This window comes from Maribellus maritimus, assembly GCF_022267315.1.
GTDB lineage: Bacteria > Bacteroidota > Bacteroidia > Bacteroidales > Prolixibacteraceae > Draconibacterium > Draconibacterium maritimum.
In genome coordinates this window covers 134,225-150,314 of sequence record NZ_JAIKLE010000017.1, presented here as the reverse complement: position 1 = coordinate 150,314, position 16,090 = coordinate 134,225, and the positions used below count along the sequence as shown (strand labels likewise).

The window sequence follows — 16,090 nt, the reverse complement described above, 5'->3', positions numbered from 1 at the left end:
ACTGAACCCATTGATGTTTACCCGCTTTTGCGCCCCTTTGCCATTGGCTTGTGTATTATGTTCTTCCCCTCTTTTGTTCTGGGAACAATCAATGTGGTCTTGAGCCCAGTTGTGAAAGGCACCCACCAGATGTTGGAATCCCAGACTTTTGATATGGAAAAATACCGGGATTTAAAAGAGCAACTGGAAATCGAGGCTATGAAACGAAATCCTGAAACTGCCTTTCTTGTAAGTGATGAGGAGTTCGATAAACAACTGGATGAGTTAGGATGGAGCCCTTCGGATTTGGCAACCATGTCGGGAATGTATATTGAACGGAGCCTGTACAACATGAAAAAGAATATCCGCGATTTCTTCCGGGAGATTCTGGAATTACTGTTTCAGGCGGCAGCTTTGGTTATTGACACCATCCGTACTTTCTTTTTGATTGTGCTTTCCATTCTTGGTCCTATTGCTTTTGCCATTAGTATTTATGATGGATTTCAATCGACAATGACACAATGGTTCTCCCGGTACATTTCGGTTTATCTCTGGCTCCCGGTTTCTGACCTGTTCAGCTCCATCCTTGCACGGATTCAGGTACTGATGCTTCAAGCGGATATTGACAAGCTACAGGCAGATCCAACCTATTCGGTCGAGGCTTCCAATGGGGTGTATATCGTGTTTATGGTTATCGGTATTATCGGATACTTTACGATTCCAACAGTAGCAAACTGGATTATTATGGCCGGGGGTATGGGCAATTATGGGAAGAATGTAAGCTCATCGGCAAGCAAAGCCGGTTCTGTGGCTGCAGGGGCAGTCGGGGCGTCAGCAGGAAATATATCAGGGAAACTATTAAAGAAATAAAGAGCCTCTCCCAACCTCTCCAAAGGAGAGGAGAAAGAATAAGAATTTTAAAAAAGAAAGTTATGGAATTTAAATCATTAAAAAATATTGAAACGAGCTTCAGGCAGATTCGCTTTTTCGGGATTGTATTTGTCATCCTGTGCGCAGGCATTACCGGCTATTCGGTTTTCAGCGCCTACCGGTTTGCCGAAAAACAGCGGCAGAAAATCTATGTGCTGGACAAAGGAAAATCGTTAATCCTTGCCCTTTCACAGGATTTATCCCAAAACCGTCCGGTGGAAGCGCGGGAACATATCCGGCGGTTTCACGAACTCTTCTTTACGCTCTCTCCGGATAAAAACGCCATAGAATCCAACATCAACCGGGCGATGTTTCTGGCAGACAAAAGTGTTTACACCTATTACAAGGATTTGGTTGAAAAAGGGTATTTCAACAGGATTATCTCCGGGAATATCAATCAGACACTACAGGTGGATAGTGTGGTGGTTGACTTCAGGAACTATCCCTATACAGCTTCTACCTATGCCCGGCAGGTTATCATCCGGGAGAGTAATATCACGCAGCGGAGCCTGGTTACCACCTGTAATCTCATTAATTCAGTACGGAGCGACAACAATCCGCATGGCTTCACGATTGAGAATTTTACGGTAAAAGAAAACAGGGATATTCAAACCATAAACCGGTAGCCATGAAACAAAAGATCAGAAGAACCAGCCGTTTGCTGGATGATACCATCCGAAAAGCATGTGAACGGATTCCACAAAAGAAACGCAAAGTTGTTGTGCTTGGATTGTGCATCCTTTTTGCCTCAGTTTTCTCTTTCATGCTTTGGGATTCTTTCAATAATCAGGAGGTGCAGAAGATACTCGACATCGAACATATCAAACCTCTTGACTTACCACAGGACAGTTTAATCCATAAACTTAAAGATATATTTCATGAACAAAAACAATAAAACTATACTGAAACCAAAGCAAAAACAACAGCTAAAAAAGTATGCAGTTTTCGCTTTGATGTTTGCGGTTTTTGCTGCAAGCCTCTGGCTTATTTTTAAGCCATCAGAAAAAAGCAGTACAACCAAAGGGGCAACAGGATTGAACACAGAACTGCCCATGCCTGCGGAAAGCAACCTTATAAAGGACAAAATCAGCGCCTTTGAACAGGAGAAATTGTTTGAAGAAAAGCCGGTTCGTTCACTGGAACAGTTTTCAGCAATGATGGGGAACGACGAACCTGCAAAATTTGATTTGTCGGTACCGGACAGCAAGGATGAACAATCCACATCAAACGGAAAATATTCAGGCTCGAAACAACCGGAAAAAGCAATACAAAATTCAGCTTCGGCTTACAAGGGAATTAATAAAACCCTCGATAATTTTTATGAAAAGCCTAAAGAGGATACTGAAAATGAAAAGCTGAAAAAGGAAATTGAGGAGTTAAAAAATCAGCTTGCTCTGAAGGGACAAGGAGGCAGTGTGGATGAGCAGTTAAGGCTAATGGAAAAGTCATATCAACTGGCTTCCAGATATATGCCTGAATCATCCGGGCAGGTTACTGAAACTGAAGTTTCAGCAACAAAATCTCAACCAATAGAAAAGGAAAAGCAACCAGTTCCTTCAAAACCTATTAGGACCATTTCGGATAATACCGTTTCTGCACTGGAGCAGAATATCAGTGATTCGGCTTTTATCGGGCAGGTCTCAACACCTCGTAATTATTCTTTTATAACCGCTGGATGCGAAAAAGTTCAGAAAGACCGGAATACGATTTGGGCATGTGTAAACAGCACCCAGACACTGGTCAACGGACAAAACGTAAAACTTCGTCTGCTTGAACCGGTGGAAACCGGTGGTTTTGAGCTTCTGAAGAATTCGCTAATAACCGGCATCGCTCAAATTCAGGGAGAACGTTTGCAGATATTTATACAATCCCTTGAACACAACGGTAATATTATACCTGTGCAACTGACCGCCTACGACACAGACGGACAGCAAGGTTTGTTTATTCCTGGCTCTGTGGAAACAACGGCTTTAAAAGAAATCACCGCTTCTATGGGGCGCGATGCCGGGACAAGCATCAGTATTACACAGGGAACAACCGCAGGACAGCAATTAGCTGCTGATGTAGGGCGGAGTTTTATTCAGGGGACTTCCCAGTATGTTTCAAAAAAACTACGGACAACCAAAGTAACCCTGAAAGCCGGGCATCGCTTGTTGTTAATGCCATCCAATTAAAATCAAATTCTTTAACTCAAAAAAATCATCAAAATGAAACCGATAATTTTCATCTTATTATATCTATCAACCTTCTCCCTCTTTGCTCAAAACAATTACACAAAGGTTATCCCTAAAAACAACGTTATCCCTTCCTATTATCTGGAGGTTACCTATGACAAAACGGTTCACCTGATTTTCCCTTCGGGGATTTCCTATATTGATTTGGGCTCATCCAATATCATAGCAGGAAAAGCAGAGGGTGCGGAAAATGTGGTCCGGGTAAAAGCTGCTGTAAAAGATTTTACTGAAGAAACTAACTTCTCCGTTATCACCGATGAAGGAAGCTTCTACTCGTTTATCGTGAATTATTCAAAAGAACCGGAAAAACTGAACATCGAAATGAAAAATTTTCTTCATAACGATAAGTTAACCAATCGTCCTGAAAATTCTATGGAGGTTCAACTTTCTGAACTGGGGAATGAATCGCCGCAAGCGGTACAGATGGCAATGGAGAAAATCTATAAAACCAACCGGAAAAAAGTTAAGCGTGTAAATAGCAATCAATTTGGAATTGAGTTCCAACTCAGGGGGATTTTTAGCCATAATGGGCTAGTGTTCCTCCATACTGAAATCAAAAACACCTCTGACATTCCTTTTGATATTGACTTCCTTGTTTTCAAAATCGTCGATAAAAAAGTTGTCAAACGCACTGCTATTCAGGAAACGATTATAGAACCTGTCCGGGCTTATAATTATCTAACCTCTGTAAAGGGTAAAGAGGCAGAGAGTACCGTTTTTGCATTTAAGAAATTCACTATCCCGGATAAGAAACAACTGGTTGTGGAGTTGTTCGAAAAGGATGGTGGAAGGCATCAGCGATTTATTATCAAAAATGGAGATTTGGCAAAAGCTTATTCAGTTAAGAAGCTGTAATATTCTTTTGTTTAATAATCATAATTTAAGTATCTTTATTATTGATAGGTCATCCCGACCTATCGTGTGTTTGGGGGTTAACATGAAAGGCAACTGTTGAGTTGCCTTTTCTTTTATTTCTCAAAATTTAGAGGGTTAACAACCCAAAAAACATGGCCAAGGATACACCAATAACCAACACAATTCCAAGAATTATGACAATCATATTCTTTGCAAATTCAATAAGAAACATGATGCCGATATAAGCCAACAAGCACCACCAAAAGCTTAATCCGGTGATATACGAAGCAAGGGCAATGATGGCAAGCCGGAGAATCCATCGAACCGGGAGATTATTGAAAATTCTTTTCATAATGGGTCGGTTAGAAAATTGATAATTGTGTGCCTCTTTGCAACTTTTGATTTACCTCTGAAATTCTTTCAACATATCCATTTTCCTTTGCAGCAAATCGAACCATTGTTTCTAACGAGGAATCGGGATAGCTATTCAAAAACCACGCCAAGGAATAGGGCATAATCCAGTGAGATTGATATGTCATTTCCTTTGTATTCAGGGTTTCAAACTCGAAATGAAAAACAGGAGTAAAGAGTTCAGTCAAATCTTGATTTTCATATTTATTCCTGTTCCCACTACAAAATGGGAAATACTTCACCCTGCACTGGTATTCAATTAATCCCAGTTTATATGTGACGGAAATATCCTGTTTCCAATCTTTATTTAAATCAGCTAATTTCATCGTTTTGTGTTTTTGTTAGTAAACTAATTCCCCGCCGTACCGAAAGGATAGAATATCCTTATGAATGCCTTCAATTAGGTTATACACCGTATCATCAGGAAGTGCAGATCCTTGCCAGAATACCCGTTTTTCAACTGAGCTGCAAATCGTACAATCTTTATTGCCGCTTACAACCACGTGTATCTGATTTTGAATGAAAAACTCGAAATCAGTTGAATATTCTGCCTCTTTAATTTTTACAAACTTTTGTTTGATAATTGGGAAGTTCATACCTAAACTTATGCGGATTCCGGAGGAGAGTGAGTTTTGTTTTTCGTTACTCACATTTTCAAAACTGTTATTTTCATTTTTCTTTTCCATAGTATTATCATTTAATGTTATGCGTCTTTCCATCGGATCGGTCGTTGCTGTTTTGGTGGCTTAAAAAGGTAGTGTTTGGGTATGCAGGTTTTTTGCGGGAAATACTATCCGAGGAAGGAGGATGGAGATTTTCTGCAAAACCGGAGGCTTGAACTTGCATACCCGTAAAACACGGATTTACCTTTGCCATCGGAACAACAATGGCCGAGCGGAAAGGCATGATTTTAAATTGTAGCCAGGAAAAAGGAAGATCTGTAAAATGTGATTTGAAAAATTAATTTCGACTTTTTCGAAAGGCCTTTAAACATTCACGATAATTTTACGTGTTGGCAAAAACAAGTGTAGAAGCTGAATGTAAAGTAGTGAGGTCTGAGCGAAGACAGGGCGAACGAAGTGAAATGAGGCGTTTACTCTTGTGTGCGGTGCAGAAGGTTACTGAATGTAAGGAATGTTCCGAACAGGTTCGGAGAAATACATGGAATGAAGTTACCGGAGGCACTGGAACTTTATTTGAGATTTTTAATGCTGTAAGCAAAGGCAAGTGTAACGAGGAAATAAGCGGTTCAACCCGATTAGGGTGATTTAGCGAAATGCAGGAGTTACTCTTGCATGGGGTACCGAAGCTTCTGAATGCAAGAAGTGAGAAGAACGAATGACCGGAATGAAGGGGATGGAGGTATAGGAAGATTATTAGAAAATATATCTTCCTTAATAATAGAAAGATAACCATTGAATAATATCAATTATTCCAATTTTAAAGTACAGGAAAAATTAAATTCAATTTTTTGTCATTTTTTGAGCTCCATTTATTACTATTTTTGACAAGACTGTCTAAGCAGTTTTTATCAAAAAACATAACCAATAAGTTACTGTGAATATTAAAATTCAAAATAAGGTTCAAAATATTTTCGTCTCTACTAAAAATAATTTCGTATGAAAAACGCAAATTTTGGAGCATACATAAAAGCCAGACGAGAACAAAAAGGAATTCCGCAGCGCATTGTTGCCCATGCCCTGAATGTGGATACCAGCACCTTATCAAAAATGGAGTTAGGCGAAAGGCAAATTACGATCTCAATGATAAAACCATTATCCGAATCGTTAGATGTCAATTTTAAAGATTTGCAGATAAAATATATTGCCGAAAAAATAATGAAGGATTTTTCGGGGCAACCTTTTTTAAACGAAGCATTAAAAAAAATATTAAACGAAGAAGTTTAAAGACTAAATATGAATAACATATTACAATACGAATCAGACGTTTGGCGCACAGCCGATTTATTAATAGGGGCAGGAATTAAGCAAAGTGATTTCCCGAAATTTATGATGCCCTACTTTGCGCTAATTTTGGTAGAAAGCCGGTTGCTGCGCTATTCAAAAGAACTGGAACAGGAAATAAGCAGGGATGATATTGATGAATTTGTCGAAGAATTTCGTGATTTAGGTTACGGTTACAACGACTACGTAATCCGAAAAAACAAAACCTTAAAAGACATCTGCAAAAATGATAAAACCTTTGATGTTGATTTTCACGCTTATCTAAGAGCCTTTGATGGAGGGACAAAAAACCTATTAGGTGTTGACAAAGGAACGGAAGAAGAAAAGTTTCTTGATATTTCCGGCACAAGTGGTCAGCTAAAAAAGAAACGGATTCTTTTTGATACCGTAAAGGCCTGGAGCGAGATTGATTTAGAACCGTTTGATAACTCAGAAATAACCACGCTTGAAGAACACATTAAAAGAAAATGGGCGGACATTTCGGCGGAAACAGCAGGGGAACAATATACACCAGATGATATTATCTCATTAATATCAGAAATCATTGCTTCCAAAATTTCGGACAATGGGAAGTTCCTTACAATCTATGACCCAACCTGCGGCGGAGGAAACCTTCTTTTTGGTGTGGAAGATAAAATCAAAGAAAAGTTTTCCCGGCCAACGGCAACTTTCGGAGAAGATTGGAGCGACACCCTTTATGCATTGGCAAAAATTGAAAGCCGTTTCCGTACTGATTCAGAAATAAAATATGGCAATACACTTACAAACATCTCATTTATAGAAAAGAAGTTTGACATTGTTGTAGCGAATCCTCCGTATGGCGTTGACTGGAAAGGTTATCAAAAAGACATTAAAAACGACACGACTGAACGTTTTATTGACCTGCCGTCCATTTCTGATGGCCAGTTTTTATTTACCCAGCACATCATTTACCAATTGGCTAACGATGGGCTGTCAGTTGTAGTTCATAATGGCTCTACTCTATTTAGTGGAGATGCCGGAGGCGGTGAAAGCAACATCCGCAAATATTTTTTTGACCAGGATTGGGTGGAAGCCATTATTCAAATGCCAACCGATGAATTCTTCAATACCGGTATATACACCTACCTGTGGATATTTAACAAAAACAAAGCAGTTGACAGAAAAGACAAAGTGCTTCTGATTAATGGCTCCGAACTATTCAAGCCACTCAAAAAAAGCAGGGGTAAGAAAAGGAAAGAAATGGCACAGGAAAACCGGGATGAAATTGTTAAAGCTTTGGCAGAATTTAAAGACAATGGTTTTACAAAAGTCTTTGATAAATGGCACTTTTACTATAATAAACAAGCTATTATGCTGACCAATATTGATGAAAATGGTAAAACATTTGAATCACAACTGCCCGTAAAAATCAATAAAGAAGGCGAAGAAATAAGGGCCAAATCAGTGAAACTTAAACCTGTGAAAATCTTTCAGCAATTGGAAGATGTAACGATTGAACTATCAGATTTTGAAATCACTGATTACGATAAAGATAAATACCATTCTCTAAAACATTATTTTGATGAATATATAAAACCACAAATTGCCCTATTGGACTACAAAGAAGCCGATTTAAAGGTTTATGAGAAGAATGCTGTTTTCTGGTACGATGAAGATAAGGAGACCTTGATAAAAGAACAGAAAGGAAAACAGGAAGAATTGGGATGCGGTAAAATCATAATTAAAGCTTCCTATAAATCCTCTAAAACTAAAGGAGCTTCCATTATTATTTCTGTTGAATTAACACCCGATTACCAAAAGGATTATGAAATCATCCCCTATTCACCCGATGATACTGAAAACAATCAGTGGATTGCTGATTTTATGGCAAAATACATTCATAAACCTTTTGAATTCCTGGATAATATTTTAGGAGTAGAAATTAACTTCAATAAGGAATTTTATAAGCCCGAACAACTAAGGGCTGTTGAGGAAATTACTGCTAATTTAAGTGAACTGGAAAAAGAATTACAAAGCCTTGAATCGGAGCTTGGGTTATGAACATTAAAGAATACAAATTATATAATGATGAACAAGTTCTTAATTTGGGACAAACCCCTTCAGGATGGAGTGTTCTCAGAATTAAGGATTTAGTTATAAGGATTGGTAGTGGAGTTACTCCTAAAGGAGGCAGTGAAGTGTACGTAGAAAGTGGCATCCCTTTGTTAAGAAGTCAGAACGTCTATGATGACGGACTCCGAATTGAAGATGTTTCGTTCATTGATGAAGAAACAAATAAAAAAATGAAAGGGTCACAATTAAAGCCCTTTGATATATTAATAAATATAACAGGAGCGTCAATTGGAAGAACTTGTGTTGTTCCTGAGAACCTAAAAAAGGCAAATATTAATCAGCATATTATTTTCCTCAGAATAAAGAAAAGGAAGGTCGATTTTCTTTCTTTTTATTTAAAGTCACCTTTTATAAAGGACCATATAATGATGATTCAGGCAGGCTCATCGAAAGAAGCTTTAAATATGGGTCAGTTACTGAATATTCCTGTATTAATTCCTAATCAAACAGAACAAAAGCAAATAGCCAACTTCCTTGACCATAAAACCACGGCTATTGATAAAAAGATTAATCTGTTAGAACAAAAAATCATCCATTATCAAGAACTCCGTAGAAGCCTAATTGGTGCAACTGTTTGTCGTGGGTTAGAAAAAAATATAAAGCTAAAAGATAGCGGCATTAATTGGATTGGGATGATTCCTGAACATTGGGAAATAAAAAGAACAACTGATATCTGCAAGCAAAACAAAAGGAAGAATATCCTTTTAAAGGAGACAAATTTACTATCCTTAAGTTATGGAAACATTGTAATAAAAGATTTTGAAACAGCATTTGGATTACTGCCAAAATCATTTGACAGTTACCAAATTGTAGAAAAAGGCTACATAATTTTAAGATTAACAGACCTTCAAAATGATAAAAAAAGTTTAAGGGTAGGACTCGTTCATGAGAAAGGTATTATAACTTCAGCATATCTTGGATTAATATTTCACAAATCAATATGTTCGAGTTTTGTCTTTTATTTATTACACTCATACGATATAAAAAAGGTCTTTTACTCACAAGGAGGAAGCATGAGGCAATCAATGAAATTTGATGACTTCAAAAGCATAAAAATTATTATTCCACCCAAACAAGAGCAAAGGCAAATAGCAAAATATCTAGATGACAAGACATTAAAAATCGACCAAATAATCGGCAATATCCAAAATCAGATAGAAACATTAAAAGAGCTTCGAAAAACCTTGATTAATGATGTTGTAACCGGTAAAATAAAAGTAACCGAACCATGAATGAACTAGATTTACAAGACAAATACTTGGTCAACTTTTTATGTGAACGCTCCGATGGTTTGCAATACAAAGAAGTAAAAGCCAACACCGTTTCACCACAGTTTTTTATTGTTGAAGACTTAAAGCAATTTATTAGCGACACAACACTCAACAGGGATAACTACCGGAAGCTTTTACGGAAGTTTGGCGACGAAAAGAAACTATTAACTGAATTTATGGATTTCCTGAACCAACGTGTTAAGGAATCCATGAACATGGCCATATTTATAAACAACAACAAATCGGTAACTTTTGAAGGAATAAAACTGCATTTGTTTTATCCAAGTGGAAGCGAAACATACGAAGACAAACTATTTGATGAAAATATTTTTTCTGTTGTGCAGGAACTTCCTTACACTTTCCGATTTCAAGACAAACAACGTTTTTCTTTTCGCCCTGACCTGTCTTTTTTCCTGAATGGAATATACTTAGGTTACAGCGAATTAAAAAGCAATTACAATAACCAAAATGCCAGAAGAAACGGGAGAAATAAAGTTGCCAAAGATTATTTAAATGCAGTACAGGAATACCTGGTCATAGCTGACAATAACGACTTGTCATTTAGTATCCGCAAAGATTTTCTAAAGATTTTTGAAAAAGCCATTCACATAACATCAACCGATATTAATGAGACCTACATTATTCGAAATATTGCCAATCAGTTCGATGAAATAAAAAATAAAGTTTCAGACCATAGTTACGACTTCGACGATTACAACAAAAAGCTTCTAAAAGACTTTAAAACCTATCCTCTAAGAAATCCGAAAGGAACAAAAACCGAACGGTTTGAAGAAGTATTTAAGGCTTTGTACGATAAGAAAATGATAGAGCGCGAAATACTCTATTATAATTTCATAGAAAGAGAATTAATAAAAAAAGAAGGCAGTAAAACCAAGGAATACAAACACAACGATGGTCGGTTGATTTCTCCACGCCCCAAACAAAAATTTGGCACAGATAAAATACTCAGTAAAATCGATGAATTTCTGTCACATGAGAACGAACCCGATTATTTCATCAATAAACTTCGCAAAGAACTAAAAGCAAAAGGAGTTGGAGAAAAGCAAGCCGAAGAACTGATTACCAAAAGGCAAAAGTACCAGAACAATAAAACGGTTTATTCTTTATTGCTTCAATATGCCGCCGGATTTGGTAAAAGCAACATTATAGGGTGGACAGCACTGCAATTAAAAGACCTGCGAAAAAACAGCCATTACGTTTACGATAAAGTAATGTTGGTCGTTGACAGGGTGCAACTGCGTGACCAATTGGATTCAAAAATGTTTAACATGAACATCAGCAATAAGATGTTCATTGAAGCCAACGACAAAAAGTCCTTCTTAAAGGCTTTAAATAGTGATACCCGAATTGTAGTTGTTAATGTTCAGAAGTTTACAACCATTAAAGATGTTTTAGCTCCTGAAATTGTAAAAAAACTGGCTTCACTTCGTATTGCTTTTTTGATTGATGAGATTCACCGGAGCAACAGTGGAGTTCAGCATGAAGAAATGATTTCATTGTTTGATGAATTGCAAAGCAGTTTTGATAACAACAATAGCTATAAGAAGCAGCAACAGAAAAAAAATCTCATCATTGGTTTTACTGCTACCCCAAGCGACCACTCATTAGCAAGGTTCGGTGAGTTTAATAAATATGCCGAAGCTGAGAAAATATGGGTTCCGTTTGATTATTATACAATGCGGGAAGCCATTGAAGACGGGTATATTCTAAATCCCATAAAAGGAATTGTGCCCGTTTCTGCCAAAATGTTCTTTGAACTGCCGGATAGTGAAATAAAAGGTTTTGAAGGTGATTTTGGGTACGAAACCATACCAGACGATATCGATACTGGTATTGATGAATACGGCAGGAAATACGCCATTCGAAAGAAAAAAATATATGAGAATGATGAGCGGATTAAAGCTGTTTCAAAATTTGTTGTTGAACGCTTAGTTTCTACTGTTTATCATCAAATCAGAGGAACTGCTAAAGCCATGTTGGCCGTATCTTCCATAAAAGCAGCTATCCGATATAAAAAATATACAGAACAGTATTTCAGCGAAATAACCAAAGAAAAGAAATACGAGCGTTTTAAAGATGCGCCGGTGTATATTGTTTATAGCGAGAGTCAGGATTATCCAAGCTCAAACTCATTGAACGGTGGCATATCAGAAGAAAAGGTATTGCAAAACTTCGCCATAAAAAAGAATGGGCTGATAATCGTCGTAGATAAGCTTCAAACTGGCTTTGATGAACCCAAGTTGCACACCCTGTTTTTGGATAAAGAAATCAGGAGCATTAACGCAATTCAAACAATTTCCAGGGTTAACCGAACAACCAAATATAAAAACGACTGTAAAATCATTGATTTCTCTTACAAGAACATCAATGTAGAAAATATAAAAGCAGCCTTTGAGCATTTTAGTAATGTCGTTGTATCAGACTTTGACCCTCTGGGAGATGAAGAAAAGCTTGATATATTTTATCAGGATTTAAAACAGCACTCATTGTTTTTAAATCATTTCGAAGCTTTTACTAAATACGAAAGCGGAGATAAAAATATCGAAACCATTATTGAACTCGAAAACAGCTTCTCGGATTATATCACTGGGAATCCGAAAGAATCGAAAGAGTTAAAATCAAAAATCAATCAATATTTCAGAATCCTTAATCTTATTGAGTTTGTCATTCATTTAGATAAAAAGTATAGTGAAGAACACTTTCTCAATTTCTGGAGAAGATTCAATAATGAATACAACAATATCAATAGGCAGGATGAAATAATAGACGATGTAGAAATCTATTTTGATAACAAAATTGGTATTGTTGCTCCTGTAAAACAAAAAGTTAAAGAAGGCAAGAAAGCAGTAACAGGGGGTTCTAATGGTGCTTCTGATAACCAATACAAATACAACATCCTGAAGGTTATTGAGAAAAGAAACCAGGAAGAAGAAGCCATTGAGGAACTCATTAAAGACTTTGAATCTAAAATTGATTTGTTTTTCGACTACCTGAGAAATGACAGCTCCGGGATAAGAGTTATCGCAAAAATTCAGGACGATGGTTCTGCATTTGACTCAGAAGAAATATACGATGACTTTGCAAAGATTTATCGCAAGTTTATTCGCAGAAACAAAGACCTTGGAGAGTTTTTCATTAGAGAAACCCAGGATAGTCTAAACCAACTTTGCGATGACTTTGAAAGAACATTAAAAACAAAAGATTATTCACAAAATGACCAACTAAGTATTGCAGCTGAAGCTCCGACTGAATTTATATTGAGACATACTGGTTATATGTTTTTAGATTCAGACAATTATATTCAAGCTGAAAATACGTTTATCGCATATAAAGATTTTGCTGAAATTTTAGGATTTGATTTTATTAGTCTGGGAGAATTTCAACAAGGCTCATGGATAAGAAAAGGTATAGTGTTTACCAGGAAAGCTGCAAACAGCAAAGAGGCAAAGGAATTGATTGATAAAGGCAAAAAAGCCCTGGAATTAGCATATTTGGAGAAAGTTCAATCAGAAGTAACCAAAAATAATAGCGAAGCAGCAAAAGCCCTGATGGATGCCGTCAAAGAGTTTCCGAATGCAGCTATTAAAATGGATTCCCTTATTATCATTAAAACAACTGTCGATAACATTCCAAATGTTGTAATATTAAAATTGACTATGGAGCAAGTTATAAAGTTGGATAAGAATCCTGAAATAATGAATAACCCGGTAGAGGTAATGAAATATTTAAATTCATAGCAATGCATTTAAGCGAAGAAGAATATTATGAACAGTTTTCTGGCAAGTCTGAAGAGCGAACCTCAAAACATTATTTGGCATTGGAACGAGCGTGGAAAAATCGGGATTTTGAGATAGAACTTTACTGGAAAAGAGCAACTTACTTTTGGGGCTTTATAGCAGCTTCGTTCGCTGGTTATTTCATCTTGGTTAAGACTGAAACTGGTTTTACTCAAGCAGAATATATTGTTACATGCCTTGGATTTATTTTCTCTCTTGCATGGTACTTTGCCAATATTGGTAGTAAAAAGTGGCAAGAAAATTGGGAAAAACATATAGATATGCTGGAAGAAAAAATTACCGGTCCTATATATAAAACAGTTCTTGATAAATCAGCTTACTCTGTTTCCAAAGTTAATATTAGGATTAGCCAGTTCGTAATGGGGATCTGGGTTATGCTTGCAATAAACTATTGGATTCAACACATTTCATTTTCAGGAACGATAAAAGATATTGACTATGTTACTATCCCGCTCACAATCTTTACGTTATATTTTTCTTACATAATGCGAAAAGAAAAAAGAAGTTCTGAACGAGAAGTATGTACGAATGATAAAGGTGAAGCTTTATTTTCATTTTCAATTCGAAATTTTGAATACAATAATCCACATAAACTAAACGACAAAAAATAATGTCATTATATGCAGTTAATTAACTGCCCTAAATATCACCACTTAAACTAATTTTTTCTTGTCTTATATCCAATCGGATTTCGCTCAATCTTTTCAGGTTCTTTCATTAGCTCAGTTAATGCCTGATAAATTTCCGAGAATTGAAGGTTAGTATTGACTTCCAATTGTTCAATTTTTTTCAAAAGCTCATCATATCCTAAAGCGAGTTGGCGCATTAAAACAAATGCACGCATAATTGAAATATTAATTTCTATTGCCGATTGAGAGCGGAGTACACTGGAGAGCATGGCAACGCCCTGCTCGGTAAACGCCAAAGGTAAGGCCGGACTATATTTAACAGATTTTGGAAGCTTATCACAAATTGTGATAAGCTCTGTCCATTCATCTTTTGTAAGTTGAAACATAAAATCGCCTGGAAACCGATTCAGATTACGTCTGACAGCTTGTTTTAAAGCCCTTGTCTCTACCTGGTACAATTCAGCAAGGTCAAAATCAAGCATAACCCGATTGCCTCTAATTTCAAATATCTTTTCTTGTATTAATTGGAGTTCCATCATAAAATTTTTATGGTTTAAATGCATTTCCCATTGAACCAAGATTTTTGGAAAGGTTTTTCATGTCATGCCCGATTTTCTGATCAGTAATCCGAGCGTATATTTGGGTAGTTTTTAAACTTGTATGACCTAACATCTTACTAACCGTTTCTAAAGGAACTCCCTTAGCTAATGTAACTGTCGTGGCAAAAGTATGCCTGGCCAGATGAAAAGTTAGGTTTTTCTCAATACCACAAACGTCAGCGATTTCTTTTAAATATCCATTAATGTTCTGATTGCTAATTACAGGAAGGACATAACCATCACCTGACATCCCTTTGTATTTATCCAAGATAAGTTTTGCTATTTTCAGCATTAAAACATCGGATTGCACTCCGGTTTTTTCCCTTTTCTTTCTTATCCAGAATGTTCCATCAAAGGCTTTTTGAATATGTTCATTCTTTAAATTCTTGACATCTATATATGAAAGTCCGGTAAAACAACAGAAGACAAAAACGTCCCGAACCTGTTCAAGACGTTTAACGTTAAACTTTTTTCGCATCATGGCAACCAATTCATCTTGAGTCAGATATCCGCGATCAGATTTTTTTCTTTTAATCTTAAAATTTGAGAATGGATCGGATGAAATCCAATTATTATTGCGTGCAATGGTTACAATTGTTTTTACGTGCTGGAGGTACTTCACTTTGGTATTTGTATCACAATTCCAGGTGGTAGTCAAATAATCATCAAATCCCTTTATAAAACTATAGTTAACCTGACGAAATGAGATGTCACTCCTCTTGTGTTTTTCCTTAATATACTCCGTCAGACGCTTGTATGTGCGCTTATACTTTGAGACAGTAGCTGATGATAAATCTTTGCCCTCCCGTTTACTCAAACTATCATTATACTCTTTAAAAGTTTCCAATAATTTATAGTTCTTTACAGTCGTTCCTAAATAAGCTTCCCTTATTTGTTCGGCAGTAACCAAAACATCATGTCGTTTTAGCTCCTTATAATGAAATTTTAGTTCAGCCTTTAAATCGTCCAACTTCTCATTTATAACAAGCGCTTGTTTTGAATCACCAGATGCACGGTTTTCTTCATCATCCCAAAGTTCAATTGGGGTGGTGATTTCTGAGGTAAACGGGGCTCGTTCCCCGTTCAAAGTAAGAAATACCCTGATACTTACCTCTCCATTCTTGTTTACATAGTTTTTCCTAGGGTAGAAGAAAATCTTAAAATTGTCACTCATTTTGCTAAAAATTAACGTTTAAAACTACATTAACCTATCGAGCTATGCTGTGACAAAATGCGACAAATCAGAGACTTATGTTTGTTACAGGAAATTTTCAAGAAAAAAGCTTCTGTAACAAAATTGGTACAA

17 protein-coding genes are annotated in these 16,090 nt (G+C 36.6%); 11 read left to right on the top strand and 6 right to left on the bottom strand.

Annotated elements, in window-relative coordinates:
* The 5 genes from traJ to traN all read left to right on the top strand — a co-directional run.
* The coding region (gene traJ / locus K5G00_RS16160) for a conjugative transposon protein TraJ (protein ID WP_238767220.1) at positions 1-849 on the top strand (849 nt) is incomplete at its 5' end.
* A 62-nt stretch (positions 850-911) separates the two neighbouring features.
* A complete protein-coding gene (gene traK / locus K5G00_RS16155) occupies positions 912-1,535 on the top strand; it encodes a conjugative transposon protein TraK (protein ID WP_238767219.1) in 624 nt (207 codons plus the stop codon).
* Between the two features lie 2 nt (positions 1,536-1,537).
* Positions 1,538-1,804 carry a TraL conjugative transposon family protein gene (locus K5G00_RS16150; RefSeq protein WP_238767218.1) on the top strand — a complete coding sequence of 89 codons (267 nt, stop codon included), beginning with the start codon at positions 1,538-1,540 and terminating at the stop codon, positions 1,802-1,804.
* Complete coding sequence (traM, locus tag K5G00_RS16145) at positions 1,788-3,083, top strand: conjugative transposon protein TraM (protein WP_238767217.1); 1,296 nt, start codon at positions 1,788-1,790, stop codon at positions 3,081-3,083. Before K5G00_RS16150 ends, traM begins: the two co-directional genes overlap by 17 nt.
* Before the next feature lie 33 nt (positions 3,084-3,116).
* On the top strand, positions 3,117-3,998 hold the full coding sequence (traN, locus tag K5G00_RS16140; RefSeq protein WP_238767216.1) for a conjugative transposon protein TraN: 882 nt from the start codon (positions 3,117-3,119) through the stop codon (positions 3,996-3,998).
* A gap of 127 nt (positions 3,999-4,125) precedes the next feature.
* Here traN and K5G00_RS16135 read toward each other — a convergent pair whose 3' ends face one another.
* Genes K5G00_RS16135 through K5G00_RS16120 form a run of 4 tightly spaced genes read right to left on the bottom strand, consistent with a single transcriptional unit; the run spans position 4,126 to position 5,315 of the window.
* On the bottom strand, positions 4,126-4,350 hold the full coding sequence (locus K5G00_RS16135; protein ID WP_238767215.1) for a hypothetical protein: 225 nt from the start codon (positions 4,348-4,350) through the stop codon (positions 4,126-4,128).
* Positions 4,351-4,360: 10 nt separating this feature from the next.
* A complete protein-coding gene (locus K5G00_RS16130; protein ID WP_238767214.1) occupies positions 4,361-4,735 on the bottom strand; it encodes a hypothetical protein in 375 nt (124 codons plus the stop codon).
* Positions 4,736-4,750: 15 nt separating this feature from the next.
* The gene (locus tag K5G00_RS16125; protein WP_238767213.1) at positions 4,751-5,095 is read right to left on the bottom strand and encodes a hypothetical protein; all 345 of its coding nucleotides are present in this window, start codon (positions 5,093-5,095) and stop codon (positions 4,751-4,753) included.
* A 7-nt stretch (positions 5,096-5,102) separates the two neighbouring features.
* The gene (locus K5G00_RS16120; protein ID WP_238767212.1) at positions 5,103-5,315 is read right to left on the bottom strand and encodes a hypothetical protein; all 213 of its coding nucleotides are present in this window, start codon (positions 5,313-5,315) and stop codon (positions 5,103-5,105) included.
* A gap of 178 nt (positions 5,316-5,493) precedes the next feature.
* Between K5G00_RS16120 and K5G00_RS16115 the strand changes: the two genes are divergently transcribed.
* The 6 genes from K5G00_RS16115 to K5G00_RS16090 all read left to right on the top strand — a co-directional run bounded on the left by K5G00_RS16115 (position 5,494) and on the right by K5G00_RS16090 (position 14,167).
* Entirely contained in the window at positions 5,494-5,676 is a 183-nt protein-coding gene (locus K5G00_RS16115; protein ID WP_238767211.1) for a hypothetical protein, read from the top strand.
* Between the two features lie 352 nt (positions 5,677-6,028).
* On the top strand, positions 6,029-6,316 hold the full coding sequence (locus K5G00_RS16110; protein WP_238767210.1) for a helix-turn-helix domain-containing protein: 288 nt from the start codon (positions 6,029-6,031) through the stop codon (positions 6,314-6,316).
* 9 nt (positions 6,317-6,325) lie between these two features.
* A complete protein-coding gene (locus K5G00_RS16105) occupies positions 6,326-8,395 on the top strand; it encodes an HsdM family class I SAM-dependent methyltransferase (protein WP_238767209.1) in 2,070 nt (689 codons plus the stop codon).
* On the top strand, positions 8,392-9,699 hold the full coding sequence (locus K5G00_RS16100; RefSeq protein WP_238767208.1) for a restriction endonuclease subunit S: 1,308 nt from the start codon (positions 8,392-8,394) through the stop codon (positions 9,697-9,699). The genes K5G00_RS16105 and K5G00_RS16100 overlap by 4 nt, the downstream gene beginning before the upstream one ends.
* The gene (locus K5G00_RS16095; protein ID WP_238767207.1) at positions 9,696-13,496 is read left to right on the top strand and encodes a DEAD/DEAH box helicase family protein; all 3,801 of its coding nucleotides are present in this window, start codon (positions 9,696-9,698) and stop codon (positions 13,494-13,496) included. Before K5G00_RS16100 ends, K5G00_RS16095 begins: the two co-directional genes overlap by 4 nt.
* Positions 13,497-13,498: 2 nt before the next feature.
* Positions 13,499-14,167, top strand: coding sequence for a RipA family octameric membrane protein (locus K5G00_RS16090; RefSeq protein ID WP_238767206.1), 669 nt, complete (start codon positions 13,499-13,501; stop codon positions 14,165-14,167).
* Between the two features lie 47 nt (positions 14,168-14,214).
* On the opposite strand, the gene K5G00_RS16085 is transcribed toward K5G00_RS16090, so the two are convergent.
* Together K5G00_RS16085 and K5G00_RS16080 are read right to left on the bottom strand one after the other, a co-directional pair.
* Entirely contained in the window at positions 14,215-14,763 is a 549-nt protein-coding gene (locus K5G00_RS16085) for an ORF6N domain-containing protein (protein WP_238767205.1), read from the bottom strand.
* The gene (locus K5G00_RS16080) at positions 14,732-15,958 is read right to left on the bottom strand and encodes a site-specific integrase (RefSeq protein ID WP_238767204.1); all 1,227 of its coding nucleotides are present in this window, start codon (positions 15,956-15,958) and stop codon (positions 14,732-14,734) included. Before K5G00_RS16080 ends, K5G00_RS16085 begins: the two co-directional genes overlap by 32 nt.
* Positions 15,959-16,090: the final 132 nt, after the last annotated feature.